Here is a 26,141-nt window from a genome sequence, read left to right on the forward strand (position 1 = left end):
ATTCATAAGAATTCTGTTTGGGTTCAGGTGGGGTTTTAGTCTTGCTTCCACGGGAGGATCAGGTCGTCAACATGCATTCCCAGTTGTTGGCAAACCTGAGCTAGTGACGATGAACGCTCCTGGGCGTAGATATCAAAAGAATCCAGAACCGGCGTCCCGATCCGCCCAGACATCCACATGGCATCCCGGGGGGCTTCCCCTTGGGCATCCCTCATATTTCCGTCACCAGAGAGGTTTGATGCGAAGATACCGGCAGCCGATCGAGGAAGGAAATCTTCGTAGACTATGGGTTCAACCTGAACATGGCCACTTGTCACCAGATCTATCAACGAAGTGGGCAGCTCGGATGCGGGTGCATCGGAGGTGAGCGCGAAAGTGAAGAATCCGAGATCTGCCTTCAGAAACTCGATATCGGTTCTAGGAAACCGTTGAGCCCAGACTTCACTCGCCACGTCCGAACGCGTGCGGCCGCTACGAGCCACTTCGCTGTCCACTTCCGCCATACTTGCGTCGTAAAGCGCGCGCCCTTCGCGAGTCAAAGCCATCCCCCGGGCCTCGACTTCACCGAACCTGACGCGAAGCTCTCCTTCGCTGACTGACCCGTCCGATTCTTTGAACAGGCGAGGCTCCGAAAGTGCTCTGAAGGAAGTTTGCCTCAATAGAACATCTGGCCCTTGCCATTTAGGCGGGCCTTGGATGGAATCAATCATGCTGATTCCTCGCAGTTCCATTCGAGAATAAAGCTCGTCGATATCGAGCACCCTGGGAGTTAGATGATTGATATGAGTACTGGAGACCCCGCCAATATCCGCGGCAACGCTAGAGATATCTTCAAGCTCGTCGTACCACGCACGATCAACCGGCTCTGAAGACAAAGCAAACGATGCCGCGGCAAGATCGAGGAAGCGCTGGGCTTGTTCTTCGGGCAGGCCATTTCCATTCACCGCAGAATCTGCCAAGGTCAACAGCTCTTCGGAAAACAACGTCCTCTGGGATATGTAGTTCTTGAGCCGGTGTTCCAGTTCTTGTGTAAAGAATCGACGGTCTTCAGGAACCAACATCGAGGTAAAGACCCTGAACGGGTTCTCGGCAAGCTCCTGCCTATCTGTGGGTCGGAACGCCGTCGAAACGACAGGAATGGGATTCGGCTTCGCGTCACGCAAGTCGTAGAAATTTACCGCGTACATACCTACTGCTCCGAAGACCCTTGCAGCTTGGGCGAGCTCATCCGGACTCCCCACGCGAATGGCCCCATGCCGTTCAGCTGTAACGCGTTCGAGGCTACCGAACTGCCCGGCCTTTTCTGGGTGCTGACGTTGGTGTTCTTGATTCACTTCTTGGGCTACTTCGACCAGCATGTTGTAGGCGGGCACCTCGCCGCCGTAAAGATCGGACAGGACGCCGGAAAGCCGCTTGCGCAACTCCGTTTGTTTTACGTGGCTCATGTGTTGTCGCTTCCCTGTTTCGGCTCGATGTTAGGAGGTGGTCGTGGTGTATACCGTGAAAATGGTGGTGTAGAAGTCCTTGGCGGCTGTGCCTTGCTCGCGGGGGCCGTAGCTCGATGATTTGGTACCGCCGAAAGGTACATGAAGTTCGGTCAGCGCAGTCGAACGATTGACGTGTAGCATGCCAGCGTTGACTGAGTGTAAAAATTTATCGATCGCCTGCGAAGACTCGCTAATAATCCCCGCGCACAGACCGTAATCGGTGTCATTGGCGATCTCGATAGCCTCATCTATTCCATCTACTTCGATGAGGCAGGCAACGGGGCCGAAGATCTCCTCTTGGTTAATCCTCATGTCTGATCTCCCGCCGGAGAATAGTGTTGGCAGCATGAAGAACCCTGGAGTGTCCGATTCACAAACCGTTCCGCCCGCGACAACCTCTGCGCCCTCCTCCACTCCGAGCCGGACGTAATCCAGAACGGTGGAGAGCTGAGCCTCACTCGCCAGCGGACCGATGTCGTTGACCGGGTCCAACGCGTGACCGACGCTGAGCGTAGAGAGGCTATCCACAAGACGTGTCTTGACCTCCTCGAGTATCCCCTTCGTCACGATCACTCTGCTCGTTGCTGTGCAGCGCTGACCGGAAGAGTAGAAGGCACCATCGATGACGGCTTCCACTGCCGTTGTGATATCAGCATCATCCAGAATGATGAGGCTGTTCTTGCCTCCCATTTCGGCCTGAACCTTCTTATTACCTGCGTCCAAGCAATCTTGGACGATTCGTTTTCCAGTGGCACCGGAGCCCGTGAAGCTCACCGCATCGAGTGCTTTCGACTTCGCCATGCGGTCACCAACAACGCTGCCTGACCCCATGACCAGGTTGAAGACACCTGCGGGAAGACCCGCTTCAGCAATAATCTCTGCCAGATTCCATGCAGATGCCGGTACCAAGGCAGCAGGTTTGAATACGACGGTGTTTCCGAAGGCAAGGGCAGGGGCGATCTTCCAGGCGGGGATGGCCAACGGGAAGTTCCATGGCGTGATGATGCCAACGGCGCCAACGGGTTTCCTGACCGTATGAATCGAGGTCCGATCCCGTGAGGAAGTAAATTTTTCGCCCGCAGCCTGCTGCAGCTGGTCAGCATAGTAGAGAAAAGTGCGACCCGCGCGATCGGCTTCTCCGATACCCTCGGCTATCACTTTCCCTTCTTCACGCGCTAGGCACGTCCCGAGACGAGTCTTCTGCCGCAATATAACGTCACCAATGCGAGCGATAAATTCGCTTCTCGTCTTTGGCGAGAGATGACTCCAGGCGGACTTAGCGCCCCGGGCAGCCTCAATAGCTAGATCCGTATCTTCACTGGTCGCTTGCGCGTAGTGGCCAATGACATCACTAGTCTCCGAAGGGTTGATGTTCGGCTGGTATTTTCCAGAAACCCATTGGCCGTCGATAAAGTTGTTGTACTGCATTCATTAACTCCCTGCATGATTTCGGTGGTTAAGTAGTCGTCGACCTACGGAGTCAAAGAGACGTCCTGTGGAAGTCTTTCCCCTGCAGGAAGTTCTCGATATTTTCGACCACCATCGTTGCCATGGCAGAGAAGGCCTGGGGTGTGTTGTAACCCTGGTGCGGTGTCAGCACAACGTTCTCCAGTGATAGTAAACGATCGTTGCGCTCCGGTGGTTCCTGTCCGAACACGTCGAGACCGGCGGAAAGAAGCCCCTTTTCCAGCCGGTCCTCAAGCGCGAATTTTTCGATAAGTTCCGATCGGGCAGTGTTGATCACCATCGCCCCAGGTCGCAATCGATCCAGCAGTTCTCCGGTGATGAAGCCGTGCGTCTGTTCATTAAGAGCCAGATGCAAGCTCACCATGTCAGATCTCTCGAATATTTCGGGCAGGGAAGAGAATTCGACGTTCGAGTCCTCGTCGATCACCGGAGTTCGGTTCCACGCTAAGACCTTCATCCCTAGCGCGCCAAGAAGCTTGGCAACATGCGACCCAATACCGCCGTACCCTATTAGGCCTGCCGTTTTTCCAGAGATTTCCATCCCTGATGGGAATGGCCGCCAAAGCCCCGCCCGAACGTGCCGATCTCCTTGGGGCGTCCGCCTCGCAACCGAGAAAAGCAGTGCGATCACATGCTCCGCAACCGCAGAATTACCGTATTCCGGTGTATTTGCGACATGGATGCCCCTATCCTGTGCCAGCCGTAGATTGATAAAGTTCGACGCGCCTTGTCCGACGTACGCGACGAGGGCCAAACGAGGGGCGCTCGACAACACTTCATCGGGCAAGGTGCCCCCAACGATCACCACTTGAGCCGAACCAACCACGGAAACGTAGTCTGCTGCAGATTCCGGGGTGCCGTTGTGGACCGTCAGAACGCCGATGGAGCCCAGACGTTCCAAGAGTCCTAGACTGCGGAACTGCGTCAAACTCGAAGCGTTCGCGTCCACATACACGATGTGGGGCTTTTCATGACTCGTGCTCATGTGCCTGATCTCAATTCAGTGTGGCTGCTTCTCAAATGCTGACCAATTTAGGGAATACAAAGTTTTCTTTGCAAGGTCGACAGAGATCACTCGGTCTGAAGCATCCCTCGCATGTGGCATGTTACTGACACTAGTCAGCATGCGGAGCCCTGTCAACAGCCAAACGGAGCTCAGTTCAACCCCAATCCATAAATCCACTTTTTTGGGGGTGATCGCCAGCTACGCTGCTGGTGATGTTCTACCGTAGGTCCCTAGTTGCGCCGCTACGGCTGGCTGCGCGAGAGGATCAGTCCGTATGCGGAGGTGACTGAACACTACCGAAGAGCCGTTGCCAGTCATCACCGCGACCCAATGTTGTTTGTGAGAGACAAACGTTGAACTTCCAAACGTTGGAAGCAACCCATGCTGGCTCAGGATGAAGTGGGTGCGCTATTTTCCCATCGTGGTCCGGACGAAACATCGTGCTGCAAAAACGACGGAGACTCTTGTGAGATCGTCAGCTCTGTCCGGGATGCGCGATCTCCGTGTGGATTCGAGAAATCAGCGGCATCAACCGCAGCAACGGACACCGCACCGTCAAGACGTGAAGAAGATGATTTTTGGGGTTTACGCCGATTATTTTCTGTTCCTTGTTAGCAGGCACAACCAGCCCGCTCAGAACCGGCCCACCGTGGCGGGAAGCCGCTACCTCGCAACCGCGTGGCGAGAATGTTTGCGACCTTCCAAGGTACTGATTGGAGTCTGTTCATAGGCGCCGTTGTGTTCCTCTTCTCGGCCGTCGTAGGAACCACCGACGACTTAAGCTAATCGGAATCCGTGGGTACTCACGTGAAGTAAAGGCCGCAAGAACGGACAACGCACTCTGTGGTTTGGATATGAACGCGGTCGAAACTCCAATTCACCAATCCCCCAGAATTCAGTCGAGCCTCTGGCTGCGTTCTCAAACCCGAGACATCCTGCTCGGCCAAACCCCGTCGTCTTTTCTTATAACTTAGGGGGCCAAGACCTGTAGGAATACCTGACAGCTACCAACTGCTTAGGCGGTCCAGGGGTCATGGATCTGGCGTGAGCGCCTAGTCATGCAGGAGAACTTGGTAAAGATTGTGATCTTGCCATTCACGAGCTATTTTCAAGTATCGCGGGGCCATCCCGATCTTCCGGAAACCAGCCTTCAACAACACCCGTTGTGAGCCGACATTGTGCTGCAGAGTGCTCGCCTCTATGCGGTGCAATCCGAGTTTTTCACGCGCGGTTTCAACGATTGCCTGGACAGCCGCCGAGGCCAGACCGCGGCCCGCGTATTTGCTGTCCACCCAGTAGCCCAGCCCTGCACTTTGGAATGGTCCACGCACGATTCCGGCCAAGTTGAAACGTCCGACCAGAGCTTGCCCGGCACACAACGCCAGCGGGTATCCCCCGCCGGTTTCGGTCTCGACAAGGCGACGGGCAATGTCCGCAGCCTGCCACGCCTCGGTGTAGTACGCCTCGGGACGCACGGGCTCCCAGCACGAAAGGTACTCCCGGTTGCGCGTATAGGCAGCAGCGAGCGCCGCTGCATCGCTCGGGCGCAGGAGCCGCATGCTGACTTCTTCATTAAGCTGGCACGATTCAAACACGGGTCAACTTTACTCGCCATCATCGATGTCGGTCATCGACCAAACACCGATGGGACAACTTCTGGCGCCGAAAGTAGAAAGGTGCCATCCGAGTCAAGGAATCCCTTGCTGACGATTCAGATCACTTCGGGCGACGGGCGACCGGCAGTGGAGCGCGCATGGGAAATCGGCGCCAGCAGCCGACGGATGACCGTGCCTTCCGCCAACGCATCCAACACCTCGTTGATTTCAGCAAGCGGCCTGGTGTCGGTGTACAGCAGCTGCACCGGCAGTCTGCCCTCGCGCCAGGCCTGGACGAAGAAGGCAATGTCCGCCGCGGGCTTGGCATCCCCCATATAGGAGCCGAGCAGACGTTTGCCCGTCCCGGCAAAGGCGAGTGCCTGCACTGTCAGCTGCGCCTCGGGGTGCGGCAGCCCCACGCAGACCACGGCACCGCCACGGGTCAGCACATCCAATGCCTGTCCGATCACGGCAGCGAATCCGGAGGCCTCGATCACTATATCGACCCCGTCGCCGGTGGCCCGATCGACCAGCTCCTGCGCTTGTGCGGGGGTGCCGACAGCGGTGGCTCCGCAGGCAAGCGCTAGGGCGTGTTTGTTCGTGTTCGGGTCGATGGCGATGATGCTGTCGGCTCCTTGGCGGACCGCACCCATGATCGCTGCCAGTCCCACGGCACCCAGCCCGTAGACGATCACCGATTGACCTGCCCCAAGCATCGCCGTGTGGCGGATCGCGCCGATACCGGTGAGTACCGCGCAGCCGAACATGGCCGCGACTTCGTCTGGCACGTCCTCGTCGATGGGCACCACGGATTCTGCCGCAACCACCGAAAAGTCCGCAAAGGCGGAAACGCCCAGATGATGGTTGACCCGTTCCCCGCCGGGTCCACGCAGGAGGGCCGGGCCATGCAGGAGCTCACCGTCGTTATTGCTGACAGCTGCCCTATGGCACAGGGCAGGCCGCCCCGCAGCACAGGCGCGGCATGATCCGCAGCTGGGAACAAAGACCAACACCACCTTCGTCCCGATCGTCAAATGCTGTACACCGTCTCCGAGCTGCGTGATGCGTCCCACCGCCTCATGCCCCAGGGCCATGGGCAGTGGTCGTAGCCGTGCCCCGTTGACCATCGAGAGGTCCGAATGGCACAGCGAGGACAAGATGATCTCCACTCCGACTTCACCGGCCCGGGGCTGTGGAGCGGCAAGTTCCTCGATGGACAGTGGACGGCCCGTGCCATAGGAGACCGTCCCATCCGTGGGTAAATGACGAAGGATCGCGGCACGCATCAGATGCTCCATCCGCCGTCGAGCACATAGGAGGCCCCGGTGACCATTGCTGCTTGCTCCGAGGCCAGGAACGTGACCAACGAAGCCACCTCGTGCGGTTCGACCAGCCGTTTGATCGCATTTTTGGTGAGCAGGACCGTTTCGAGCACGGTGTCCTCGTCGATGCCGCGGGTTGCTGCCTGGTCCTTGAGCTGGCCTTCGACCATGGCAGTGCGCACCTAGCCCGGGTTGACGCAGTTGCTCGTCACCCCGTGCCGCCCGCCCTCGCGGGCCGTGACCTTTGAAAGCCCCTCCAACCCATGTTTGGCCGCCACGTAGGCGGACTTGAATTCGGAGGCGCGCAGACCATGGATCGAGCAGATACTGATGACCCGCCCGTATCCCTGCTCGTACATGTGCGGCAGCGCGGCACGGGTAAGCAGGAAGGGGACTTCCAGCATCAGCGTAAGGATCCGCCGAAAGGCCTGTGGCTCGAAGTCCTGGATCGGGGCGATGGTTTGGACCCCCGCGTTATTGACCAACACATCCACTTCCAGATGCAGTGACTCCAAGGCTGCAGTGTCTAGCAAATCCACCTCCCACGCTTCACCGTTGATCTCCCTAGCCAAGGCATCAGCTGCCGCGCCGTCACGGTCCGCTATGACGACGTGTGCACCTTGGGCGGCAAGAGTGTGGGCCATGGCCCTGCCTAGTCCACCGGCCCCGCCGGTGACCAGAACTCGTTTGCCGGCCAGCCCGGTGATCACTGGCGGGTAGGTGGCGGGCGCTGGCATCTCGGCCATGGAAAATACCTCCGGAGTCACTCAAAACTCAAATCCCTGCAGGTGGCGTCGGTTTTTGATGCCGGGCTCTGCCTTGAGCAGAGTATTACAGCGACGGGCTCGTCCGCACAAGGTACAGGTGTGCACAGCCCATGTGCGCGCCTGCATGGCCGCTGGCCCGGCGCACATGGGCCTTTGCGGTGTGGGGCCGATACCCTCCGGGCTTCCGCGTATCCGGAACCACGGCTTCCAGTTGCCGTGAAGCGAGCCGTAACCTGTTTCGTATCCGGCTTCCTATACCTGCGGAGCCCAACATCCTGGAGGTTCCATCTCGATCGCCCATCGATCGTCCGTGGACATGCACCCACATAACGGCCCGAAACACACGAGGCTAACCGCCACGCAGTACGCGCCTTCGCGCCGTTGGCTTCGTAGTAAATTGTTCCAGCAGCTGCTTGCGCCGAAAAACCGTCCGATGGGTTTACCCCCCTCCATTTAGCTGCGAACAATGAGAGACTCAGGCCATGACTAGTCCTGATTCCCGCACGTTGCCCCAACGCGGGCAGTCCCTGGCCGACCAGGTCATGAACTACGTGCGCCACTCCGTGTCGACCGGGGAGATGCAAACCGGACGGCTCTACAGCATCTACCAACTTGCCGAGACCATGGGCATTTCGCGCTCGCCGGTCCGCGAAGGATTGCTGCGTCTTGAGGAAGCGGGCCTGATCGAGTTCTCCCGCAACCGCGGCTTCAGGATCGTGCCCACCAGCCCGTGGGATGTTGCGGAGATCTTCTCACTGCGTCTGGCCATTGAGGTCCCGGCAGCGCAGCGCGCCGCCGCGACCTGCACCCCCGAACTGGCCGTGGAGTTCGATGTGCTTCAGGACCGGATGCGGAGCTTGGCAGCCACGGGCGCCTCGGATGAATTCTTCGACTTCGACCAGCAACTACACGATCTGGTCCTGGCTGCCGCGGGCTCGCATCGTGGGCGAAAGATCGTGAACCGCCTGCGCCTGGCCACCAAGTTGCTTGGCGTCTTCACCGTCGGCCAGGAGCGCACGCTGGATGACATCCTCACCGAGCACTCCCCCGTGATTGAGGCCATCACGGCCGGGGACGGTGCGCGGGCCGCCACCGCCATGCATGCACATCTGACGATGACGGGGCGCCTGTTGGTGGCTCAGGCCGTTGCGGGCCAGGGACTGGAGCTGGACCCCGAGGAGCTGTGGAACGAGCTGACTGCCGGCTACTGAGCAGCAGCACCGCTGGCCCCCGAGAATGCAGTGCTCAGATCCTGTTGCGCTGCCACCGGGCGACACCCTCCTGCCTCGCGGCGATGAACTGGTATCGATGGCACACTGGGACCCATGAACGAACCAGTCGCAGCATCCCCGCCGCCTTCGAACACCCCGCGGCGCAGGCTACCGATGATCACTGCGGTTCTGGCGGGATTGCTACTTGTCGCCGGCGTGGTCACCCTTATCGTCGGACCCAGCGCCGCGTCTTCGTTTGGCTGGTTCGCCTACGCTCCGTTGAGCGACGAGGTCTTTGCCCCGGGCATGCACTTCCTGACCACGGCCCAGATCCTCGGGTGGACCTTCATCGCCTGTGCCGCATGCGCTACAGCATTCTGGGCAGGTCTTGCCGTGGCACGGCGCCGGAGCTGATTGGCCGGAGCTCCCACGGGATCAGGAGACGAGCAGCTGCGCATGCCTGCCGTATTCGGCCAGCAGGTCCGCGATGAAGGTCTCGGTGTCGTAGCCGGGCAGCAGGTCATCGACCGCACCGACGGTGGACGGGTCCATGGGGATTTCCATGGCCCGGTAGACATCGTCGAGCACCGCCCGAATGGGTGCCGAGTCCTCGATGACAAACACGCTGGAAAACAACCAGGCCCCCGCGACCACGCGCTGCGCGGTGCCCACCAGCTTGATGGCACCCCCGGGCGCCGGCTCCCCGGGGCGAACACCGTGGACGCTGTATTCCCCGACGCAGTATTCCCCGGGGATCTTCCCCACCCGGGCATCGATGCCCGCAGTGCGCAGGGCATCGGCATATAACGTGCCCAATACCTTGAAGCGCAGCTGGTGGCCCAGCATGGCCTCGGTGGCGGGTTCGACATGGTCAACGATCACCGTTCCGCGGTGGTAGGCCGCCGCACGCCCGCCGGCCTTGCGCACCACCGGGGCAAACCCGTGTTCCAGGGAGTGTGCCACGGCCTGCCCGTAGCCCTCCAGCCGCACATCGCGCTGCCCGAACGCCACCGTGGGTTCCGGGCGATAAAGCCGCAGGGTCGCGGGCGAGTGCCCATCGCGGACCGACTCGAGCAGTTTGATCCCGCCCAGTAGATCCGCCTCGGCGTCTCCGGTGGGGTCCTCGATGCGGATTTGCAGGGGGTGGTCGGCATCGGGATTCCAAAGGCTCATGGGGACGATTGTAGGTCCGGATGCGTGTCGGTGAATAATGGGTGTCGTGCCGAAACAACAAACACCATTGATTTTGCTGGGCGGGGCCTCCGGATCTGGGAAGTCCTACCTCGCCAACCGCTTCGGCCGACCTCATTTGGAGCTGGACAACTTCTACCGGGAAATCTCCGAGCACACTGCCGATTCCCCGTTGCCGCAGACCGGCTACGGGGAAATCGACTGGGACCATCCAGGCACCTGGAATTGCAACAAGGCCGTTGATGCCCTGATCGAGCTGCTGGAGCCCGGACAGACCCAGGTCCCCAACTACTCGATCAGCACTTCCAGCTACGACGGTACGCACCGAATTGAGCTCAATGGCGGACCATTGCTCGCTGAGGGGATCTTCGTCAGTGAGCTTTTGTCCCCACTTCGGCGTCTGGGCGTGCCGGTGCAGGCCTATTACATCGAGGTATCCGCGGTTACCACCGCCGTCAGGCGTTTCGTACGCGACGTCAAGGAACGTCGCAAACCCATTTTGTTCCTGCTCAAGCGCGGTTACGCGCTCTTTCGCGCCGACCGCCAAATCCGTGGCAGGCATCTGGACGCCGGGTTCACCCCGATGAAGAAGAAATCCGTGAAGAAGCTCCTGGCGGCTGTAGCACGGGGAGAATTGCCCCACAGCCCTTGACGTACATGCCCCTCCGGGTTCAAATGTAAGTAGGACGCTTGGCATCCACGGAGCCGGGCCCCGGACTGGGAGGTGATGTGATGCTCGCCCCGATACTCGGAGCGTTAGCGGTCCTCGCTGCCGCATCCACGGTCTGGCTCGTCAAGACCCGGCCCACGACCCAGCAAGATCCCGACGCCGCGTTTTGGTACGTCTTCGCCGGCGTCTCCTTGGTGTTTCCGTTGTTCTTGGGCGTCGGTCTCATCAACAGGTGGTTCGGTCTGGCAACTCTGGCCATGGTGGCGGCCACCATCCTGGCCACCAACAGATTCTCTTCCAACGCCCTGCAGCGGAGGCAGGCCGGAGAGCAAGCATCGCTGATCTCCTCCGAGCATTCGGCCCTGGCCATTCGTCACGCCTCGGTGCTCACGGCCTGGAGCCGCTACGAACTGGATCCCGCGGCGGCCATTGCTCATCCGAACATGAACGACGTAAATGCCCCGGCAACAGCGGAACTCGCTCGTGCACTTGCCGCCGCGGAGGCCGCACGCACCATGGGAACCGGGTACCGGCAGGCGGTCGCGGGCTTGGAAGCTGCATTCCGTCGCGCCGAAAAAACCCAAGCGCAGGTCATCGACGGCTTGGATCCGCACCACGTCGACATCTGAGACCGGGCCGGCACGGAAGCCGCCCAGCACGGGCCGGTGTGGGTGTTGCCGTTATCCGCGCGGTGTAGCCAGCACCGGCACCAGGTTCGATGCGTGGACCCGAGGGTCCCCCGGTCCACGGATGTGGCCGTTCCCCGGGCGCCGCTGCACTCTCATGAGCATTTGGACGGCATTATTCCGGGGCTGCAAAGCCACAAACTCGGACACTCAGGAAGCATTGGCCAAGGCCCCATGCAGGAGGTTGAGCGCGTAACATCGGAATCGGCAGAACCGGGCTTGAAACGAAGTTTGTCCCTGGCATAGCTGCTGTTGTTAGGAGTCAGTGCCGTGCCGGCGTCGCCGGCACGGTTTGCTAGGCCGACACCGGGGACGGGCGCACCGTGAGGATCTGCTCGCTGCGTCCAAACGGGCCATGCACGTCGTGCAGCACCGCACTGGTCAGCCCGATCCCATCGACGCCGTAGGTCTGTTGCGCTTCGAGGCCCAACCATTCCCCGGCAGGCGCGCGGTACATATGGATTTGCAGGTCCACGTTCGGGAACATCCAGGAAGCCGGGCCGGGTTCCACGCGTGGCGCGACGCCGTTGGCGGTATCGATCATGCCCAGCAAACGCACCATGTCTGAGGTCGCGACGCCATCGACCATCTCGAATTTGTTGCGCATCCAGACCACACCCTTGCCCGGTCGGTGTCCGGCCGCGCCACGGAATTCCAGGCCCTCGATGTACCCGCCGGGCCACTGCGTCATGCCGACGAACGGTTCCAGTTCCCCGGGGTCCACCACCGCGGCGTCCTCACTGGCAGCCACCACTGAGCTATCCAGCGTCGCGAGCCTCCAGCCACGGGCCACAATGCACGTACGACCCTGGGAAACCATCTCGGCCTCGATCAGTTCGATGGTGCGACCCGGGCGGAGCAGTCGCGTCTTGATCTGGAATTCCCCGCCATGGATAATCCCGTAGATGTCCAAGCTGACCCGAGCCATGCGCATATCGCTGCGCGGGGCGAACAATTCCATCTCATGGACCAGGATCCCGGTGGCGGGCGCCATGTGCTGTTCGTGCGGGTTCCAGGCACCCTGTGCGTGCACCGTGGAGCGGTAGCGCCCTTCCCCGGTTTGCTGGTAGTAGAAATCGCCCGCTGCGAGTTCGGGAAGATTCTTTTCGGCCGCAGTCTGCGTCATGGTGCTAAATCCCTTTGTTCCGTGGCCCTGCGGCCACCTGCTGTATCTGCCACCCAGCTTAACCACCAATGCGACCGACGCCACAATCGCGGGCTCGGGCGTTCACCTCGCCGCCAGATGTCCGTACCTAGATTGGCACTGGTCAACGGCGTAGTGTGGGCAGTGTTCGCCCGTTCACCTGCAGGAATGAGATACACATGCCCACCGTCGCGGAAACCATGGTCTCCACACTCAAGGCCAACGGAGTCAAACGCATCTACGGAGTTGCCGGAGATTCGCTCAACGGCCTCACCGATGCCATGCGCAAGGACGGCGGCATCGACTGGTTGGGTGTGCGGCACGAAGAAACCGCAGCATTCGCTGCCGGGGCCGAAGCCGAAATGACCGGAAACATCACGGTTTGCGCCGGAAGCTGTGGGCCGGGAAACCTCCACTTGATCAATGGTCTCTACGACGCCAACCGCAACCGGGTCCCGATGCTGGCGATCGCGGCGCACATCCCCAGCTCGGAGATCGGCAGCAACTACTTCCAGGAAACCCATCCCGCCGAGCTCTTTCGCGAGGCCTCGGTGTTCTGCGAGGTGGTTTCCACCCCCGATCAGATGCCGCGCCTGCTGGAAATCGCGATGCGCACCGCGATCGAGCGCCGCGGAGTAGCGGTGCTGGTGATGCCCGGTGACGTCGCACTGGCCGAGGCAGCCGGAACCCACGTCTCGGTGATCACCCCCAGCCGCTCCGCTGTCCTACCCCATGCCGAAGACCTGGCTCGTGCCGCCGATCTGCTCAATGCGGCCAAGAAGGTCACAATCCTGGCCGGCGCCGGAGTCGCAGGTGCCCACCAGCAGGTCCTGCAGACCGCTGGGCTGCTCGGCGCCCCGGTCGTGCACGCAATGCGCGGCAAGGAACACATCGAATACGAGAACCCCTACGACGTCGGGATGACCGGGCTGCTCGGGTTCGCCTCCGGCTACCGGGCCATGGACGCGGCCGACACGATCCTGCTGCTGGGCACCGACTTCCCCTACCAGCAGTTCTACCCGCAGCATGCAACCATCATCCAGGTCGATGTACGCGGGGAACAGCTGGGACGACGCACCAAAATCGACGCGGGCCTGGTCGGGACCGTCGCCGACACCTTGGAGGTCTTGGCACCGCTGCTGACGCAGAAAAAGGACACCTCGCACCTGCGTGATGCGCAGAAGCATTACCGCAAAACCCGCGAGAAACTCGACGACCTGGCCACCCCGGCGCGCAAGGGCGCCAAGATCCACCCGCAATACCTGGCCCGCCTCCTAGACGAGCTGGCCGACGACGATGCGGTGTTCCTGCCCGATGTGGGCTCCCCGGTGGTCTGGGCCTCCCGCTACCTGAAGATGAATGGCAAGCGCCGGCTGCTGGGCTCCTTCAGCCACGGCTCCATGGCCAACTCGATCCCGCAGGCCATCGGTGTCCAGGCTTCCCATCCACAGAGGCAGGTCGTCACGCTCTCGGGCGACGGCGGGCTGGCCATGCTGATGGGCGATTTGCTCACCCTTGTCCAGTCCAAGCTGCCGGTCAAGATGGTGGTGTTCAACAACTCCTCGTTGAACTTCGTGGAGCTGGAGATGAAGGCCGCAGGGTTCGTCACCTTCGCCACCGACCTCGACAACCCAAACTTCGCCGACGTCGCCACGGCTCTGGGTATCCGAGGGTTCCGGGTGGAGAACTCCAAGGACCTACCCAAGGCCCTGGCCGCGGCCCTGGCCCACGACGGGCCGGCGCTCATCGACGTGGTCACGGACCGGCAGGAACTATCCATGCCTCCGGCCATCACCGCGGAACAGGCCAAGGGCTTCGCGCTCTATGCCATCCGCACGGTGATGTCCGGGAAGGGCGACGAGCTGCTGGATTTGGCCGCCACCAACTGGCGCCAGCTCTTTTAGCGCGATGTGCCGGGGTCGGCGAAGGCCGGGGCCCGGCATCGCAGCCCGCGGTTTGCCGGATTCGGCGACGGGTGCCTACCGCAATACGTCGCCCGGCATCATGTGGGCCGCATAACGAATGAACAACAAAATCGCATCAATTCACTGACTGTCAGTCAAGGACATTGCGTAAATCGCAATACTTGACCTAGTCTTGCTCAATGCCAACACCTGAAAGCGCCCCGTCGGACATCGCCGGGCGCACCCGTGAAGCCATCCGGAACACCGGGTTGGCACAACGAGAAATCGCACTCCGGACGGGATTCGAAGCGTCCAAGCTGTCCAAGTCCCTGACCGGCACCAGAAAATTCACCAGCGAGGAAATCGTGTTGCTGGCAACGGTCACGGGAGTGACCGCCAACTGGCTGATCACCGGCTCGGACTCGGCGCCTGCGCTTTCCGCCGAGCCTCCCCGGGGCACACTTCCCACGCGACACCGCGAAGACGAGCGGCACGCCCAGCGTCGCCGAAGCATCATCGAACGCGCCTGGTGGCTGTTTTCCGACCAAGGTTACTCCGCGGTGAGAATCTCCGACATCGCCAAGGACGTCGGCGTCAGCACGCCCACGGTCCACTACTACTTCCACACCAAGCAGGCACTGTTCGCCGAGACCTTGCACTATTCGGTGAAGCTCGCCTATGACCGGCAAGTGGCCGAGCTGAAACCGAACGCCGATCCGGCGGCCCAGCTCAAGCACCTCATTGAACTGCAACTTCCAACCGGGCCCGAAGGACGTGCCGAATGGTCCATCTGGCTACAGACCTGGACCAAACTTGCCGTCAACGAGGCAGGTCTTGACACGCATTCCCCCGGCTACAGACGTTGGACCTTGACCGTCCGCGACATCATTGCGGCCGGCCAGGCCACGGGACATTTCGTCAACGTCGATCCCGGAACACTGACCGCCGAACTGACAGCGATGTTCGACGGGATGGGCATCCAGGTCCTCACCGGAAACCTGACTCCGAGTCAAATGTTCGCAAACATTTGCGGTTTCATCGACCGCGTCATCATCCAACAGCAAGGAGCAACAGCATGAGCCGAAAAGTCATCGTCACGTGTGCCCTCACCGGGGCCGGCGACACCACGTCCAGGAGCGAACACGTTCCGGTCTCCCCCGCTCAGATCGCGGCCGACGCAATCGCCGCCGCCCGCGCGGGGGCATCCGTGGTGCACATCCACGTTCGCGACATCGCCACCGGCCAGGGTTCACGAGACGTGGCCCTGTACCGCGAAGTGGTCCGCCAGGTGAAGGAATCGGACGTCGACCCGGTCATCAACCTGACTGCGGGCATGGGTGGAGACCTCTTTATCGATCCATCCAACCCCACGGTCCACCTGCCGGGCACCGATCTGGTCTCCGGATTGGAGCGGTTGGCACATGTGGAGGAACTGCGTCCCGAGATCTGCACCATCGACTGCGGCTCATTGAACTTCGGCGAAGGTTCACAGCTGTACATCAGCACCCCTGACATGCTGCGCGAAGGCGCGGCACGAATCCGGGAACTCGGCGTAAAACCCGAAATGGAAATCTTCGACACCGGAAACCTGTGGTTTGCCAACGTCATGGTGGAGGAAGGGCTCATCGCTCCCCCGCCGCTCTACCAACTCTGCATGGGCATCCCCTACGGCGCGCCGGCCGATCCGGGCCTGCTCAAGGTCATGGTGAACATGCTGCCCCAAGGTGCAGAGTGGACCTCGTTTGGCATTGGCCGTAACCAGCTTCCCTGGGTTGAGCATTCGGTGAGGTTGGGCGGTCACGTGCGCGTGGGCCTGGAAGACAACCTGTACCTGTCCAAGGGGGTCAAGGCAACCAACGCGCAGCTGACCGAACGCGCGATCTCGATCGTTGAGTCAATGGGCCACACGGTGGCCACTCCCGACGAAGCCCGCGAAATCCTCAAGCTCGACAAGGTGGCCTCGGCATGAGCAACTATCCCGAATTCGAAGACATTTCCACCGTTGCCTGCATCGGCGCCGGAACCATCGGCGGCGGCTGGGCTGCCTACTTCCTGTCCCGCGGCCTGGCGGTGCGCGTGTGGGACCCGGCCCCCGACGCCGAAGTGAAATTGCGCAGGCTCATTGACGCCGCTTGGCCCGCCCTGACCACGCTCGGCCTTGCAAAAAATGCCTCCAAGGACAACTTCACCGTCCACACCGACCTGGACGAGGCTGTTGCCGGAGTCGGGTTTGTCCAGGAGAGCGCCCCGGAAGACTTGACGTTGAAGCAGGAACTGCTCGCCCGGGTCGCCGCGGCCGTCGCCTCCAATGTCGTCGTTGGTTCCTCCACCTCCGGGTACGGCATGACCGAAATGGCGCAGGCCGCCGCCGATCCTTCCCGCCTGGTGGTGGGCCACCCATTCAATCCCCCGTACCTGATCCCGCTGGTCGAAGTGGTGGGGGGCGAACAAACGGACCCGCAGGCCACGTCCTGGGCATCCGGTTGGTACGAATACATCGGCAAGTCGGTGATCACCATGGACCGCGAGGTCCCGGGGTTCATCGCCAACCGGCTGCAGGAAGCCCTCTGGCGCGAGGCCCTGCACATGGTGGACAACGGCGAAGCAACCGTGGAACAGATCGATACGGCCATCACCGATGGTCCCGGCCTGCGCTGGCCGCTGCAGGGGCCCATGCTTACCTTCCACCTGGCCGGTGGCGAAGGTGGAATGGCGCACATGCTCGACCACTTCGGGCCCTCGCTCAAGTCCCCCTGGACGCGGCTGGATGCTCCTGAGCTGACCACCAAGTTGCGCCAGGACGTCATCGACGGGTGCGACATTGAAGCCAACGGACGTTCATTCACCGACTTGATCGCCCAGCGCGATGCCGCGATCATCGCGGTCCGCCAGGTCGTGGACGGCATCCGGACTCCGACAGGGGCGCGGCAAGAATGAGCCTGCCTCCCTATCGATGCTCCGTACTGCCGGAGTGGATCGATTACAACGGACACATGTCCGAAGCCTTCTACGTACTGGCCTTCGGCGATGCAACCACTGCGGTGATGGCTGCTCTGGGTCTGGACGAGGACTATCGCACCTCCAGCAATTGGTCGCTCTACACCGTCGAGGCACACGTGCGCTACCTGCGCGAGGCCTCCCTTGGCGAGGAACTGGAAATCACCACCGTCATTGTTGCCTCGAGGCCCAAGAAACTGCATCTTGCCCACGAAATGCACCGAGCCGGGAAACTCATCGCCACCGAAGAAATCCTGGGCCTGCATGTTGACCAGGCCAGCGGGAGCACAATCCCCTTCCCTGCAGCGGTCCTTGGACGCATTGAAGCACACGGGCAGAGCACCCGCGATTGGAGCGGCCGATCCATCACCGCATGAATCCTTCGCGCCTTTCACGAGAATCGAGTACGTCTTGAACTCCGAAACACCACTATTCGAACGAAAACCGGGCACCACGCCCGGTCCATGCCGCCGCACTGTCCTGGGCGGCGGCATGGCCCTGGGACTGGGACTGCTGCTGACCGCCTGCGGTTCTTCCGAGATCGCGGTACTGCAGGCACCCACCGGGGAACCGGTCCGGGGCGGAACGCTCCGGGTGGGCCTGGCAGGAGGCGGCGCAGCCGACTCCCTCGACCCCCACTCGCCGGTCAGCACCACCGACATTGCCCGTGTCGTCAACCTCTACGAATCGCTGCTCTACCGCGATGAGAACTTCGAGCTCAAGCCCTTGCTCGCGCTGGCCGCCACCCCGGATGCCACGGCTCGGGTGTGGACGGTTGATTTGCGTCCGGGTGTGAAGTTCCACGACGGCCGAACCGTCACCGCCCGGGACGTTGCTTCGACCTTTGCCCGGGTCACCAACCCCGACGATCCCAAAAGCGGGGCGGCCGCCTTGTCCGTCCTCGACAAGGTCGAGGTCGTCGACGAACTGACCGTCAGATTCCGGCTTAACACCCCCACTGCCACGTTTGACGACTCGCTGGGACAATACGCATTAGGCATCGTCCCCGAAGACTTCGACGTCGCCAATCCCGTCGGCACCGGCCCGTTCAAGGCCTCCAGCTTCGATCCCGGCAGGCAGTCAGTCTTCGTCCGCAACGATGCGTACTGGCGGGAGCACGAGCCCCACCTTGATGAACTGGTCATCCTGAATTTCTCCGATGACGACGCCATGCTCAACGCGCTGCTTTCCACGCAGGTCGATGCCATCGGCCAGATCCCGCTGGCGCTACTGGAGGTAATTGCCGCCGATCCCCGCATCAGCATCCTGAACTCCGAAACCGGTGCGTGGCTTCCCTTCACCATGCGCATCGACAAGGCTCCGTTCGACGATGTTCGGGTGCGCCAAGCCTTCCGCCTCGCGGTGGACCGTGAACAGATGATCGAACAGGTCTTGAGCGGCAACGGATCCGTGGCCAATGACCTCTATGCGCCCTTCGATCCCGGCTATGCCAAGCATCTTCCCCAACGCACCCAAGATATCGAAAAGTCCAAGTCGCTCCTCGCCGAAGCTGGCTACCCCGACGGCCTGGACATTGAATTGGTGACCGCCCCGATCCAGGCCGGTGCCGTGGAAGCGGCCCAGGTCTTTGCCCAGCAGGCAAAAGCCGCAGGCATCCGTGTCAAGATACGCAGGGTGGACACCACCACGTTTTTTGGCGACGACTACCTATCGTGGACCTTCGCCCAGGACTTTTGGTACACACGCAACTTCCTGCCGCAGGTCAACAGCAGCTCGCTGCCCACGAGCCCCTTCAACGAGACGCATTGGGACGACCCGGAATTCCTGGCATTGGTCCAGGAGGCTGCCACCGAGGTCGACGAGGCAAAACGCAATGCGCTCATCTCCCGCGCCCAAGAGATCGAATTCGAGCGCGGCGGATATATTATCTGGGGCTACCCCAACCAGGCGGACGCCTACCAGAAATACGTCGCTGGCCTGATTCCGAACAAGACCGGCCTAGCCCTGTCCGGTTTCGAGTTCCGCCGCGCGTGGATCGGGGTTTCCAAATGATCGCCAAAATGATTACGAAACGGCTGCTGGTCAGCCTAGTCATCCTCTTTGTGGTTTCCTTGCTGGTTTTCGTGGCCACCCTTCTGCTTCCCGGCGACCCGGCCCAGGCCATCCTTGGCCAGCAAGCCACTCCCGAGCGGCTGGAGGCTTTACGGGAACAAATGAACCTGAACGACCCGGTCTGGGTGCGTTACTTCACCTGGATCGGTGGCTTGTTCACTGGAAATCTTGGTTATTCTGCCGCCAGCGGCGGTCCCGTCACGGCCCTACTTTCCGATCGTATCCAGGCATCCTTGGTCCTGATGGGCTTGGCTGCATTGATCTCCATCCCCGTCGGCATCGTCGTGGGCACCTTTTCCGCACTGAAGCGCGGGCGCGCTTTCGACCACGCAGCCACCGGCACCACCTTGGTATTGGCTTCACTGCCGGAGTTCGTGATCGGCATCGGGCTTGTCGCGTTGTTCTCGACCTCGGTGTTCAAGATCCTTCCCTCGGTAACCATGGCCCCTCCGGGTGAAGCCGTGTGGAACTACCCTGTGCAATTGGTCTTGCCCACCATCACCCTCGTCTTGGTGGTGACCCCCTACATCGTGAGAATGATGCGCGGCACGATGCTGGAAGTCATGAACTCCGGATTCGTGGAAATGGCGCGTCTCAAGGGTGTTCCCGAACGTCAAGTGGTGCTTCGGCATGCGGTGCCGCACGCCCTGGCCCCGGTCGCCCAGGTCATCGCCATCCAGTTGGCTTGGATGGCCGGAGGCGTGGTCGTCATCGAGTTCCTCTTCAGGTACCCGGGCATCGGCCAGGCTCTCGTTGACGCAGTGAACAACCGTGATGTGCAGGTGGTCCAGGCAATTTCCATCCTGATCGCGGCCGCCTACATCGTGGTCAATCTGCTCGCCGACCTGGTGGGCATCCTCACGAATCCGAAACTACGCACGGAGAAAGCCTCATGAGCACCGTCGAAGAAGTCGTTGCCCAAGACCCCGTTGTTGCCCGCCCGCCCCGGCTGCTCGCCCGAATGATGCGTCAGCCACAGGCCAAGCTCGGCATGGTGCTGACATTGGTAGTGATGTTTCTGGCCCTGGCCGGACCTCTGCTGACGCCGTGGCTCACAGGCCACACCAGCACCGAGTTCACCGGGCGCCCCTTCACCGACATCGGAATATTCGGAACCGACAACCTCGGCAGGGATGTATTCTCACGCTTCCTCGACGGAGGGCTTCGCCTGATCGTTTACGCCGCGCTCGCCACTGCGTTGGGCATGGTTGTCGGTGTCGCGGTGGGCATGACCGCCGCGTATTCCGGCGGCCGCGTTGATGCACTGATCATGCGCGGCAACGATGTGCTCCTGGCACTGCCGCAACTGGTGTTTGCACTGCTGGCCATCACCGTCCTCGGCCCGCAAGGCTGGGTACTGGTTGTGGTCATCGGCATCACCCACGCCCCACGCATTGCCCGAGTCACTCGTTCCGCCACCGCCGCGGTGATCACGGAGGACTACATCCGCGCCAGTGAAATGTACGCGGTGCCGAAGTGGAAAATCCTGCTCACCGAGGTCCTGCCCAACATCACCGGTCCGTTGATGGTCGAACTCGGATTGCGCATGACATATTCGATCGGCTTCGTGGCGGCGCTGTCCTTCCTTGGTCTGGGCATGCAGCCGCCTACAGCAGACTGGGGCCTGATGATCAACGAGAGCCGCATAGCCTTGGTCGTCCAGCCTTGGGGAGTGCTTCTGCCGGTTGCAGCCATCGCGGTATTAACCGTGGGCACCAACCTCCTGACCGACTCGCTCGCGCGTGCCTCGGCCGACATGAATGTGGGGAACAAAAAATGACCACCAACACCATGGACCACGACAGTGTAGCCAGTGCTTTGTGTGCCACCGACGTGCGGGTGCAAACCGATGCCGGGGTGGAAATCCTGCACGGAGTCAGCTTCACCCTGCAGCCGGGCCGCATCCTAGCGCTCGTCGGCGAATCAGGTTCCGGAAAAACGACAGCCGGCCTGGCATGCATGGGACACTTCCGACAGGGATTGGCCAAGGGCACCGGGACGGTGCATCTCGGCGACGGTGAAATGGGGAACATCCTGGAGTTGCCAGCTGCCCAGCTGCGGGGATTGCGTGGCAAAACCATCTCCTATGTGCCGCAGGACCCGGCACTGTCGCTGAACCCCTCCATGCGCATTGGTGAGCAGATTACCGAAACCCTGCGCGTACATCGCGTCGGCGCCACCGATGCCGAACGCCGGTTGCGGGTGACCGAGGTGCTCGCCGAGGTGGGCTTGGCCAATGACCCCGCCTACCAGCGTCGCTATCCCCACCAGTTGTCTGGCGGACAACAGCAGCGCGTGGGCATCGCTATGGCCTTCGCCTGCCGCCCCTCCGTGATCGTGCTCGACGAGCCGACCACCGGCCTGGACGTCACCACCCAGGCCGTGGTCCTGCGAACAATTGACGAACTGGCCGCAAGGCACCAGGTAGCGGGGCTTTACATCACCCACGACCTGGCCGTCGTGGCCGAGATCGCCGACGAGGTCGCGGTCATGCTCGAAGGAGACATTGTGGAGCATGGAGCCACCGACCAGGTGCTTTTCGCTCCGCAGCACAGCTATACCCGCAGGCTGCTGGCCGCGGTTCCCGATCTGGCCGGAAAACGCCGGGTGGGCCAGGTGGAGGCAATCACCGGTGAACAGCCGTTGATCGTCCCCGGCCCGCACGGCATCCCGGACAGCACCAGCACCACACCGCTGGTCGACGACGCCAAACTGCTGCCCGGCACCATGCCCCGGACAACGCCCGCTGATACTGCTGCGGAGACCACTCCGCTGTTGCGATTGCGCGACCTTTCCCTTTCCTACGGGCAACACAAGGTCCTGGACGGGATCGACTTCCAACTCCGGGAGGGCGAGTCGATGATGCTGCTGGGCGAGTCGGGGTCGGGCAAGACCACGCTCTCGCGATGCGTGGCCGGACTCAATGACGCCTACACGGGCTCCATCGAGCTGTTCGGCGAGCAACTGGCCACTGGCACGAGGTCGCGTTCGTCCGAGGACCGGCGGCGGATCCAGTATGTCTTCCAGTCTCCGTTCTCCTCGCTGAACCCGCGCCGAACTATTGCGGAGTCCGTGGGCGTCCCGCTGCAGATGTCCGGAATAAACGACAAGCACAGGCGCCGCATGCTGGTGCTCGAAGCACTGGACCAGGTAAGGCTCGGCGAACGCTTCATGGACCGCCGGCCCGGGGACCTCAGCGGCGGTGAACGCCAGCGTGCAGCAATTGCCCGCGCGTTGGTCAACGCCCCTTCGTTGTTGGTCTGTGACGAGATAACCAGCGCCCTAGATGTATCGGTGCAGGCATCGATCCTGGACCTCTTGCGCACGCTGCAGACCGATCACAACATGTCGATGCTTTTCGTCACCCACAACATCGCCCTGGCCCGCCACATTTCCCAGCGTCTGGCGGTACTGCAGAAGGGCAAGATCGTGGACTTCGGCACCACCGACGATGTCCTGAACAACCCGCAGCACAGCTACACGCAGGAACTGCTGGCCAACGTCCCCGCCTTCGATTAAGGATGAACATGAACACATCTCTTGAAAAAGCCCACACAAGCCACAATGACGGGCTGTCCGCGGCCGGATTTGACACCCTCTCCGAGGTCTTCGCCCGTCATCTGGCAGCGGGCGAAGGTGGCATGGCATTTTGCGTCTACCGCGGGGGCAAGCCTCTGGCCAGGTTCTACGGAGGAGACACCGTCAGGATGGGAGACGCTCCCGCACCGGGCACCGGCGCGGGGCATCGCTGGACGGAATCAACCATGGCAGTCCTGTTCTCTGGCACCAAAGGGCTGGTCGCCACCATTGCCGCGATCCTGATCGACCGCGGCAGCCTGGACCCAGATGCCACCGTGGCCTCCTACTGGCCGGAATTCGCTGCTGCAGGAAAACAAGATGCCACTGTCGCCCAGGTGCTGAGCCACAGCGTAGGCCTGGTCTATGTGGATCCGGAACCCAGCTCGGACCTCCGATATGACAATCGGGCCGTGGCCTCAATCCTGGCCGCCCAAGCTCCGTTGTGGGCACCTGGCACCAAGGTTGCGTACCACGCATTGACCTTCGGCTATCTCGCGGCCGAGCTGTTCTTTCGGATCACGGGAAAAAGCGCGGGCGAGCTTGTTCGCGAGATGCTTTCAGGGCCATTGGGCTTGGAGCTTCATCTGGGTCTTCCCGAGACGCTGGATGAGCGGCTCGCGACCATTTTTCGCTCCAAGGACTACGCGATCTCCACGTTCCTGCAGGACCCGGAACGACGGAAGATCGTGGACCGGATGTATGGGAATTCCCTCACCGGGAAGGGAGACCCCTTCAATTCCGTAGATATGAGACGAGCAGAAATGGCCTCCGGCGGAGGAATCGGCACCGCGGACGCAATGGCCTCCTTGTATTCGCAACTTGCCGTACCGTCATCGCCGGTGGTCTCCGCCGTGGCGCTTCGGCGCTCGACTGCTACCTGGGCGGAAGGCGTGGACGCGGTCAATGACCGGCCGCTTCGCTTCGGGCTTGGCTACGAGCTGGCAGACCCTCTGGGAACCTATGGTCCGGTGACCCCGGCATTCGGGCATTCCGGGGCAGGAGGCGGGCTACATGGAGCCTGGCCCGACAAGAACATTGGATTCTCGTTCCTGACCAACGAAATGCTTGCGGAAGACCAGGACCGCCGAGCCAAGGACCTGCTTGGAGCCTTGGCCCGAGCCGTTTGATCCGCCCAGAAATCCGCGTCGTGTGACGCAACCGGGGCGCCATGTCCCGGTCGCGTTCCCACCGAGTGGTCACGTTGGCCCGACATTGAGGTCAGGTGCTTGAACCGCGGGCAAGAACTGCGGAATCACATTCATCAGGCACCCCGGATGGTCCGTCCAACCGCCCTCGATCGATACGAGCGGTTGGCGACAGCACCCGAAACCGTGATCCGCCTGGACAGGAAACGATCATGTAGGACAGCCACCAGTTGCCCTTATCGCATCTGCCCGGCACCTGCGACGGCACCTGCGCGTAGGGCGGCCACTGCCGCCTCCGTCTCCACTTCGATGAGTTCGGCGTTGACCATGGCTCCCACGCGCAGCCCGTCGGCTGCCGCCATGACTACCTGCGCCATGGGATCCCGGGTGTTGCCTGCCGCCCACAGACCCGGGATCTCGGTCTTCCCTGTTTCATCGGTGGCCACATAGGTGCCGATGCCAGACGGGTGGGCAGTAGTCTCAAGTCCCACACCCGCTAGGGCCGAGACCCCTGCCGTGAATTGCGGCATGACAACCAGGGCATCGACTGCCTGTTCGCTGCCGTCCCGGAAGAGCACATGGGTCAGGTGCGTGTCATTACCGCGCACCGCCGTGATTTCCTGCGGGATGATTCCGATGCCGCGTGCTTCCAACTTTTCTCGTTCGACCGGATCCAGCTCTCGCTCCGGCGCGGTGAACACTGTGACCCGATCGCTCAACTGCCTGAACATCAGGGCCTGGTGGACGGCGAAGGGGCTGTCGAGCACGGCGATGTCCCGGTCCCTGACCTCCCAGCCGTGGCAGTAGGGGCAGTGCAGCGCATTCTTGCCCCAGTAGGCAGCCAACCCCGCGACCTCAGGAAGCTTGTCCATGATGCCGGAAGCGAGGATGAGGCGACGGGAAACGATCTGCCGCCCCTCTTCCAGCTCGATTCCGAAGCCTGCGTCATCGCGTCGGGTTGCCACGGCACGGGTGTCGCGGAAACGAACACCATAGCCCTCGGCCTCCGCCCGGCCGAGAGCCAGCAGCTCACGCGGAGGAATTCCATCCCGCGTCAGAAAGTTGTGCACGCCCTCGGCCGGGGCGTTGCGTGGCTCGTTCGCATCGATGACGACGACGCTGCGGCGCGATCGTCCCAGCGCCTGGGCCGCGGCCAAACCCGCAGCTCCCCCGCCGATGATCGCCACGTCGTACGCATCTGGTGTTGTGTTCATGGTTCGTGCTCCTCAAATCTTGGTCCACCGGCGATCGCCGGGAGTTCAACAAGCATCTCCCCAGCACCCAAAGTTTGGCAATCTATTTTGCCGATATGGCAAACTGGTTCCATGGAACAAGAATTGGACAGCACCCTCGCGCAGGTGGGACCTCGCCTGCGCAGCCTTCGCACCAGCAGCAATTTGACTCTGCACGAGCTCTCCGAGCAAACCGGGATATCGCTAAGCACGCTCTCCCGTCTCGAATCAGGCCAGCGCCGCCCCACCTTGGAACAACTTCTGCCACTGGCTCGCGCCCACCGCGTGCCGCTGGACGATTTGGTTGGCGCCCCGGCAACCGGGGATCCACGCATCCACATCAAGCCAATTACCGGACATGGCATGACTATCCTGCCGCTGAGCCGCGGCACCGGTGGAGGACTGCAGGCATTCAAACACGTGATTCCGGCAGGCAAGCCGAATGCCAATCCCGAGCTGGCGACCCACGAGGGCTACGAATGGCTCTACGTGCTCAAGGGGAACCTTCGGCTGCGCCTCGGGGACCACGACCTGATACTTCCCGCCGGCGAGGCAGCCGAGTTCGATACGCACACTCCGCACTGGTTTGGCAGGGCAGACACGCAGGGCGTGGAGTTCCTCAGCCTCTTCGGCCCACAGGGCGAACGCATGCATGTCCGAGCCAG

General features: G+C 61.7%; 23 protein-coding genes and 1 pseudogene. 15 read left to right on the forward strand and 9 right to left on the reverse strand.

Features of this window, described 5'->3' with window-relative positions; translation table 11 throughout:
• Nucleotides 1–35: 35 nt before the first annotated feature.
• From hglS to ADIAG_RS15060, 6 genes and pseudogenes are all read right to left on the reverse strand, one after another.
• Nucleotides 36–1,445, reverse strand: a complete 1,410-nt coding sequence (gene hglS / locus ADIAG_RS15035; protein WP_007272270.1) for a 2-oxoadipate dioxygenase/decarboxylase — start codon at nt 1,443–1,445, stop codon at nt 36–38.
• A 30-nt stretch (nt 1,446–1,475) separates the two neighbouring features.
• On the reverse strand, nt 1,476–2,915 hold the full coding sequence (locus ADIAG_RS15040) for an aldehyde dehydrogenase family protein (protein WP_007272271.1): 1,440 nt from the start codon (nt 2,913–2,915) through the stop codon (nt 1,476–1,478).
• Nucleotides 2,916–2,967: 52 nt separating this feature from the next.
• Nucleotides 2,968–3,939, reverse strand: coding sequence for a 2-hydroxyacid dehydrogenase (locus tag ADIAG_RS15045; protein ID WP_007272272.1), 972 nt, complete (start codon nt 3,937–3,939; stop codon nt 2,968–2,970).
• 1,073 nt (nt 3,940–5,012) lie between these two features.
• A complete protein-coding gene (locus tag ADIAG_RS15050; protein ID WP_235045924.1) occupies nt 5,013–5,555 on the reverse strand; it encodes a GNAT family N-acetyltransferase in 543 nt (180 codons plus the stop codon).
• A gap of 116 nt (nt 5,556–5,671) precedes the next feature.
• A complete protein-coding gene (locus ADIAG_RS15055) occupies nt 5,672–6,841 on the reverse strand; it encodes a zinc-binding dehydrogenase (RefSeq protein ID WP_007272274.1) in 1,170 nt (389 codons plus the stop codon).
• Nucleotides 6,841–7,614, reverse strand: a pseudogene (locus ADIAG_RS15060) (3-hydroxybutyrate dehydrogenase). Before ADIAG_RS15060 ends, ADIAG_RS15055 begins: the two are co-directional and overlap by 1 nt.
• 512 nt (nt 7,615–8,126) lie before the next feature.
• Between ADIAG_RS15060 and ADIAG_RS15065 the strand changes: the two are divergent.
• Nucleotides 8,127–8,855 (forward strand): GntR family transcriptional regulator, encoded by a 729-nt coding sequence (locus ADIAG_RS15065; RefSeq protein ID WP_007272277.1) that lies wholly within the window; start codon nt 8,127–8,129, stop codon nt 8,853–8,855.
• A gap of 114 nt (nt 8,856–8,969) precedes the next feature.
• Complete coding sequence (locus ADIAG_RS15070) at nt 8,970–9,269, forward strand: hypothetical protein (protein ID WP_051059962.1); 300 nt, start codon at nt 8,970–8,972, stop codon at nt 9,267–9,269.
• Between the two features lie 21 nt (nt 9,270–9,290).
• On the opposite strand, the gene ADIAG_RS15075 is transcribed toward ADIAG_RS15070, so the two are convergent.
• The gene (locus ADIAG_RS15075) at nt 9,291–10,028 is read right to left on the reverse strand and encodes a lipoate--protein ligase family protein (RefSeq protein ID WP_007272279.1); all 738 of its coding nucleotides are present in this window, start codon (nt 10,026–10,028) and stop codon (nt 9,291–9,293) included.
• A gap of 37 nt (nt 10,029–10,065) precedes the next feature.
• On the opposite strand from ADIAG_RS15075, the gene ADIAG_RS15080 reads away from it, so the two are divergent.
• Nucleotides 10,066–10,698: a uridine kinase family protein gene (locus tag ADIAG_RS15080; RefSeq protein ID WP_007272280.1), complete on the forward strand. Its 633-nt coding sequence runs from the start codon at nt 10,066–10,068 to the stop codon at nt 10,696–10,698.
• A 38-nt stretch (nt 10,699–10,736) separates the two neighbouring features.
• The gene (locus ADIAG_RS15085; RefSeq protein ID WP_152426180.1) at nt 10,737–11,345 is read left to right on the forward strand and encodes a hypothetical protein; all 609 of its coding nucleotides are present in this window, start codon (nt 10,737–10,739) and stop codon (nt 11,343–11,345) included.
• A 352-nt stretch (nt 11,346–11,697) separates the two neighbouring features.
• On the opposite strand, the gene ADIAG_RS15090 is transcribed toward ADIAG_RS15085, so the two are convergent.
• Nucleotides 11,698–12,528, reverse strand: coding sequence for a thioesterase family protein (locus ADIAG_RS15090; RefSeq protein WP_007272282.1), 831 nt, complete (start codon nt 12,526–12,528; stop codon nt 11,698–11,700).
• 197 nt (nt 12,529–12,725) lie between these two features.
• On the opposite strand from ADIAG_RS15090, the gene poxB reads away from it, so the two are divergent.
• The 10 genes from poxB (at nt 12,726) to ADIAG_RS15140 (ending at nt 24,226) form a co-directional block, all read left to right on the forward strand.
• Nucleotides 12,726–14,450 (forward strand): ubiquinone-dependent pyruvate dehydrogenase, encoded by a 1,725-nt coding sequence (poxB, locus tag ADIAG_RS15095; protein WP_007272283.1) that lies wholly within the window; start codon nt 12,726–12,728, stop codon nt 14,448–14,450.
• 200 nt (nt 14,451–14,650) lie between these two features.
• Complete coding sequence (locus ADIAG_RS15100; protein ID WP_007272284.1) at nt 14,651–15,529, forward strand: TetR family transcriptional regulator C-terminal domain-containing protein; 879 nt, start codon at nt 14,651–14,653, stop codon at nt 15,527–15,529.
• A complete protein-coding gene (locus tag ADIAG_RS15105) occupies nt 15,526–16,419 on the forward strand; it encodes a BKACE family enzyme (RefSeq protein WP_007272285.1) in 894 nt (297 codons plus the stop codon). The genes ADIAG_RS15100 and ADIAG_RS15105 overlap by 4 nt, the downstream gene beginning before the upstream one ends.
• The gene (locus ADIAG_RS15110; RefSeq protein ID WP_007272286.1) at nt 16,416–17,387 is read left to right on the forward strand and encodes a 3-hydroxyacyl-CoA dehydrogenase NAD-binding domain-containing protein; all 972 of its coding nucleotides are present in this window, start codon (nt 16,416–16,418) and stop codon (nt 17,385–17,387) included. Before ADIAG_RS15105 ends, ADIAG_RS15110 begins: the two co-directional genes overlap by 4 nt.
• Complete coding sequence (locus ADIAG_RS15115; protein WP_007272287.1) at nt 17,384–17,824, forward strand: thioesterase family protein; 441 nt, start codon at nt 17,384–17,386, stop codon at nt 17,822–17,824. Before ADIAG_RS15110 ends, ADIAG_RS15115 begins: the two co-directional genes overlap by 4 nt.
• Before the next feature lie 34 nt (nt 17,825–17,858).
• Entirely contained in the window at nt 17,859–19,460 is a 1,602-nt protein-coding gene (locus ADIAG_RS15120) for an ABC transporter substrate-binding protein (protein WP_316502598.1), read from the forward strand.
• Complete coding sequence (locus ADIAG_RS15125; RefSeq protein WP_007272289.1) at nt 19,457–20,416, forward strand: ABC transporter permease; 960 nt, start codon at nt 19,457–19,459, stop codon at nt 20,414–20,416. The genes ADIAG_RS15120 and ADIAG_RS15125 overlap by 4 nt, the downstream gene beginning before the upstream one ends.
• On the forward strand, nt 20,413–21,300 hold the full coding sequence (locus ADIAG_RS15130) for an ABC transporter permease (protein ID WP_007272290.1): 888 nt from the start codon (nt 20,413–20,415) through the stop codon (nt 21,298–21,300). Before ADIAG_RS15125 ends, ADIAG_RS15130 begins: the two co-directional genes overlap by 4 nt.
• Entirely contained in the window at nt 21,297–23,039 is a 1,743-nt protein-coding gene (locus ADIAG_RS15135; protein ID WP_007272291.1) for a dipeptide ABC transporter ATP-binding protein, read from the forward strand. The genes ADIAG_RS15130 and ADIAG_RS15135 overlap by 4 nt, the downstream gene beginning before the upstream one ends.
• Before the next feature lie 8 nt (nt 23,040–23,047).
• A complete protein-coding gene (locus ADIAG_RS15140; RefSeq protein ID WP_007272292.1) occupies nt 23,048–24,226 on the forward strand; it encodes a serine hydrolase domain-containing protein in 1,179 nt (392 codons plus the stop codon).
• 254 nt (nt 24,227–24,480) lie between these two features.
• Here the strand turns inward: ADIAG_RS15140 and ADIAG_RS15145 are convergent, their stop codons facing one another.
• On the reverse strand, nt 24,481–25,458 hold the full coding sequence (locus ADIAG_RS15145) for an NAD(P)/FAD-dependent oxidoreductase (protein ID WP_007272293.1): 978 nt from the start codon (nt 25,456–25,458) through the stop codon (nt 24,481–24,483).
• 111 nt (nt 25,459–25,569) lie between these two features.
• On the opposite strand from ADIAG_RS15145, the gene ADIAG_RS15150 reads away from it, so the two are divergent.
• Nucleotides 25,570–26,141 (forward strand): helix-turn-helix domain-containing protein (locus ADIAG_RS15150; RefSeq protein ID WP_043475341.1); only part of this gene is annotated, 572 nt, incomplete at its 3' end.

Origin of the sequence: Paeniglutamicibacter gangotriensis Lz1y (genome assembly GCF_000348945.1) — a bacterium.
Taxonomy (GTDB): domain Bacteria; phylum Actinomycetota; class Actinomycetes; order Actinomycetales; family Micrococcaceae; genus Paeniglutamicibacter; species Paeniglutamicibacter gangotriensis.

Excerpts from the sequence above, each read along its gene's own strand:
- ADIAG_RS15055 (WP_007272274.1), bottom strand. The coding sequence starts at position 6,841 with ATGCGTGCCGCGATCCTTCGTCATTTACCCACGGATGGGACGGTCTCC.
- ADIAG_RS15075 (WP_007272279.1), bottom strand. The coding sequence starts at position 10,028 with ATGAGCCTTTGGAATCCCGATGCCGACCACCCCCTGCAAATCCGCATC.
- ADIAG_RS15140 (WP_007272292.1), top strand. The coding sequence starts at position 23,048 with ATGAACACATCTCTTGAAAAAGCCCACACAAGCCACAATGACGGGCTG.
- ADIAG_RS15080 (WP_007272280.1), top strand. The coding sequence starts at position 10,066 with ATGGGTGTCGTGCCGAAACAACAAACACCATTGATTTTGCTGGGCGGG.
- ADIAG_RS15135 (WP_007272291.1), top strand. The coding sequence starts at position 21,297 with ATGACCACCAACACCATGGACCACGACAGTGTAGCCAGTGCTTTGTGT.
- ADIAG_RS15110 (WP_007272286.1), top strand. The coding sequence starts at position 16,416 with ATGAGCAACTATCCCGAATTCGAAGACATTTCCACCGTTGCCTGCATC.
- ADIAG_RS15105 (WP_007272285.1), top strand. The coding sequence starts at position 15,526 with ATGAGCCGAAAAGTCATCGTCACGTGTGCCCTCACCGGGGCCGGCGAC.
- ADIAG_RS15100 (WP_007272284.1), top strand. The coding sequence starts at position 14,651 with ATGCCAACACCTGAAAGCGCCCCGTCGGACATCGCCGGGCGCACCCGT.
- hglS (WP_007272270.1), bottom strand. The coding sequence starts at position 1,445 with ATGAGCCACGTAAAACAAACGGAGTTGCGCAAGCGGCTTTCCGGCGTC.
- ADIAG_RS15090 (WP_007272282.1), bottom strand. The coding sequence starts at position 12,528 with ATGACGCAGACTGCGGCCGAAAAGAATCTTCCCGAACTCGCAGCGGGC.
- ADIAG_RS15070 (WP_051059962.1), top strand. The coding sequence starts at position 8,970 with ATGAACGAACCAGTCGCAGCATCCCCGCCGCCTTCGAACACCCCGCGG.
- poxB (WP_007272283.1), top strand. The coding sequence starts at position 12,726 with ATGCCCACCGTCGCGGAAACCATGGTCTCCACACTCAAGGCCAACGGA.
- ADIAG_RS15130 (WP_007272290.1), top strand. The coding sequence starts at position 20,413 with ATGAGCACCGTCGAAGAAGTCGTTGCCCAAGACCCCGTTGTTGCCCGC.
- ADIAG_RS15125 (WP_007272289.1), top strand. The coding sequence starts at position 19,457 with ATGATCGCCAAAATGATTACGAAACGGCTGCTGGTCAGCCTAGTCATC.
- ADIAG_RS15040 (WP_007272271.1), bottom strand. The coding sequence starts at position 2,915 with ATGCAGTACAACAACTTTATCGACGGCCAATGGGTTTCTGGAAAATAC.
- ADIAG_RS15145 (WP_007272293.1), bottom strand. The coding sequence starts at position 25,458 with ATGAACACAACACCAGATGCGTACGACGTGGCGATCATCGGCGGGGGA.
- ADIAG_RS15065 (WP_007272277.1), top strand. The coding sequence starts at position 8,127 with ATGACTAGTCCTGATTCCCGCACGTTGCCCCAACGCGGGCAGTCCCTG.
- ADIAG_RS15045 (WP_007272272.1), bottom strand. The coding sequence starts at position 3,939 with ATGAGCACGAGTCATGAAAAGCCCCACATCGTGTATGTGGACGCGAAC.
- ADIAG_RS15115 (WP_007272287.1), top strand. The coding sequence starts at position 17,384 with ATGAGCCTGCCTCCCTATCGATGCTCCGTACTGCCGGAGTGGATCGAT.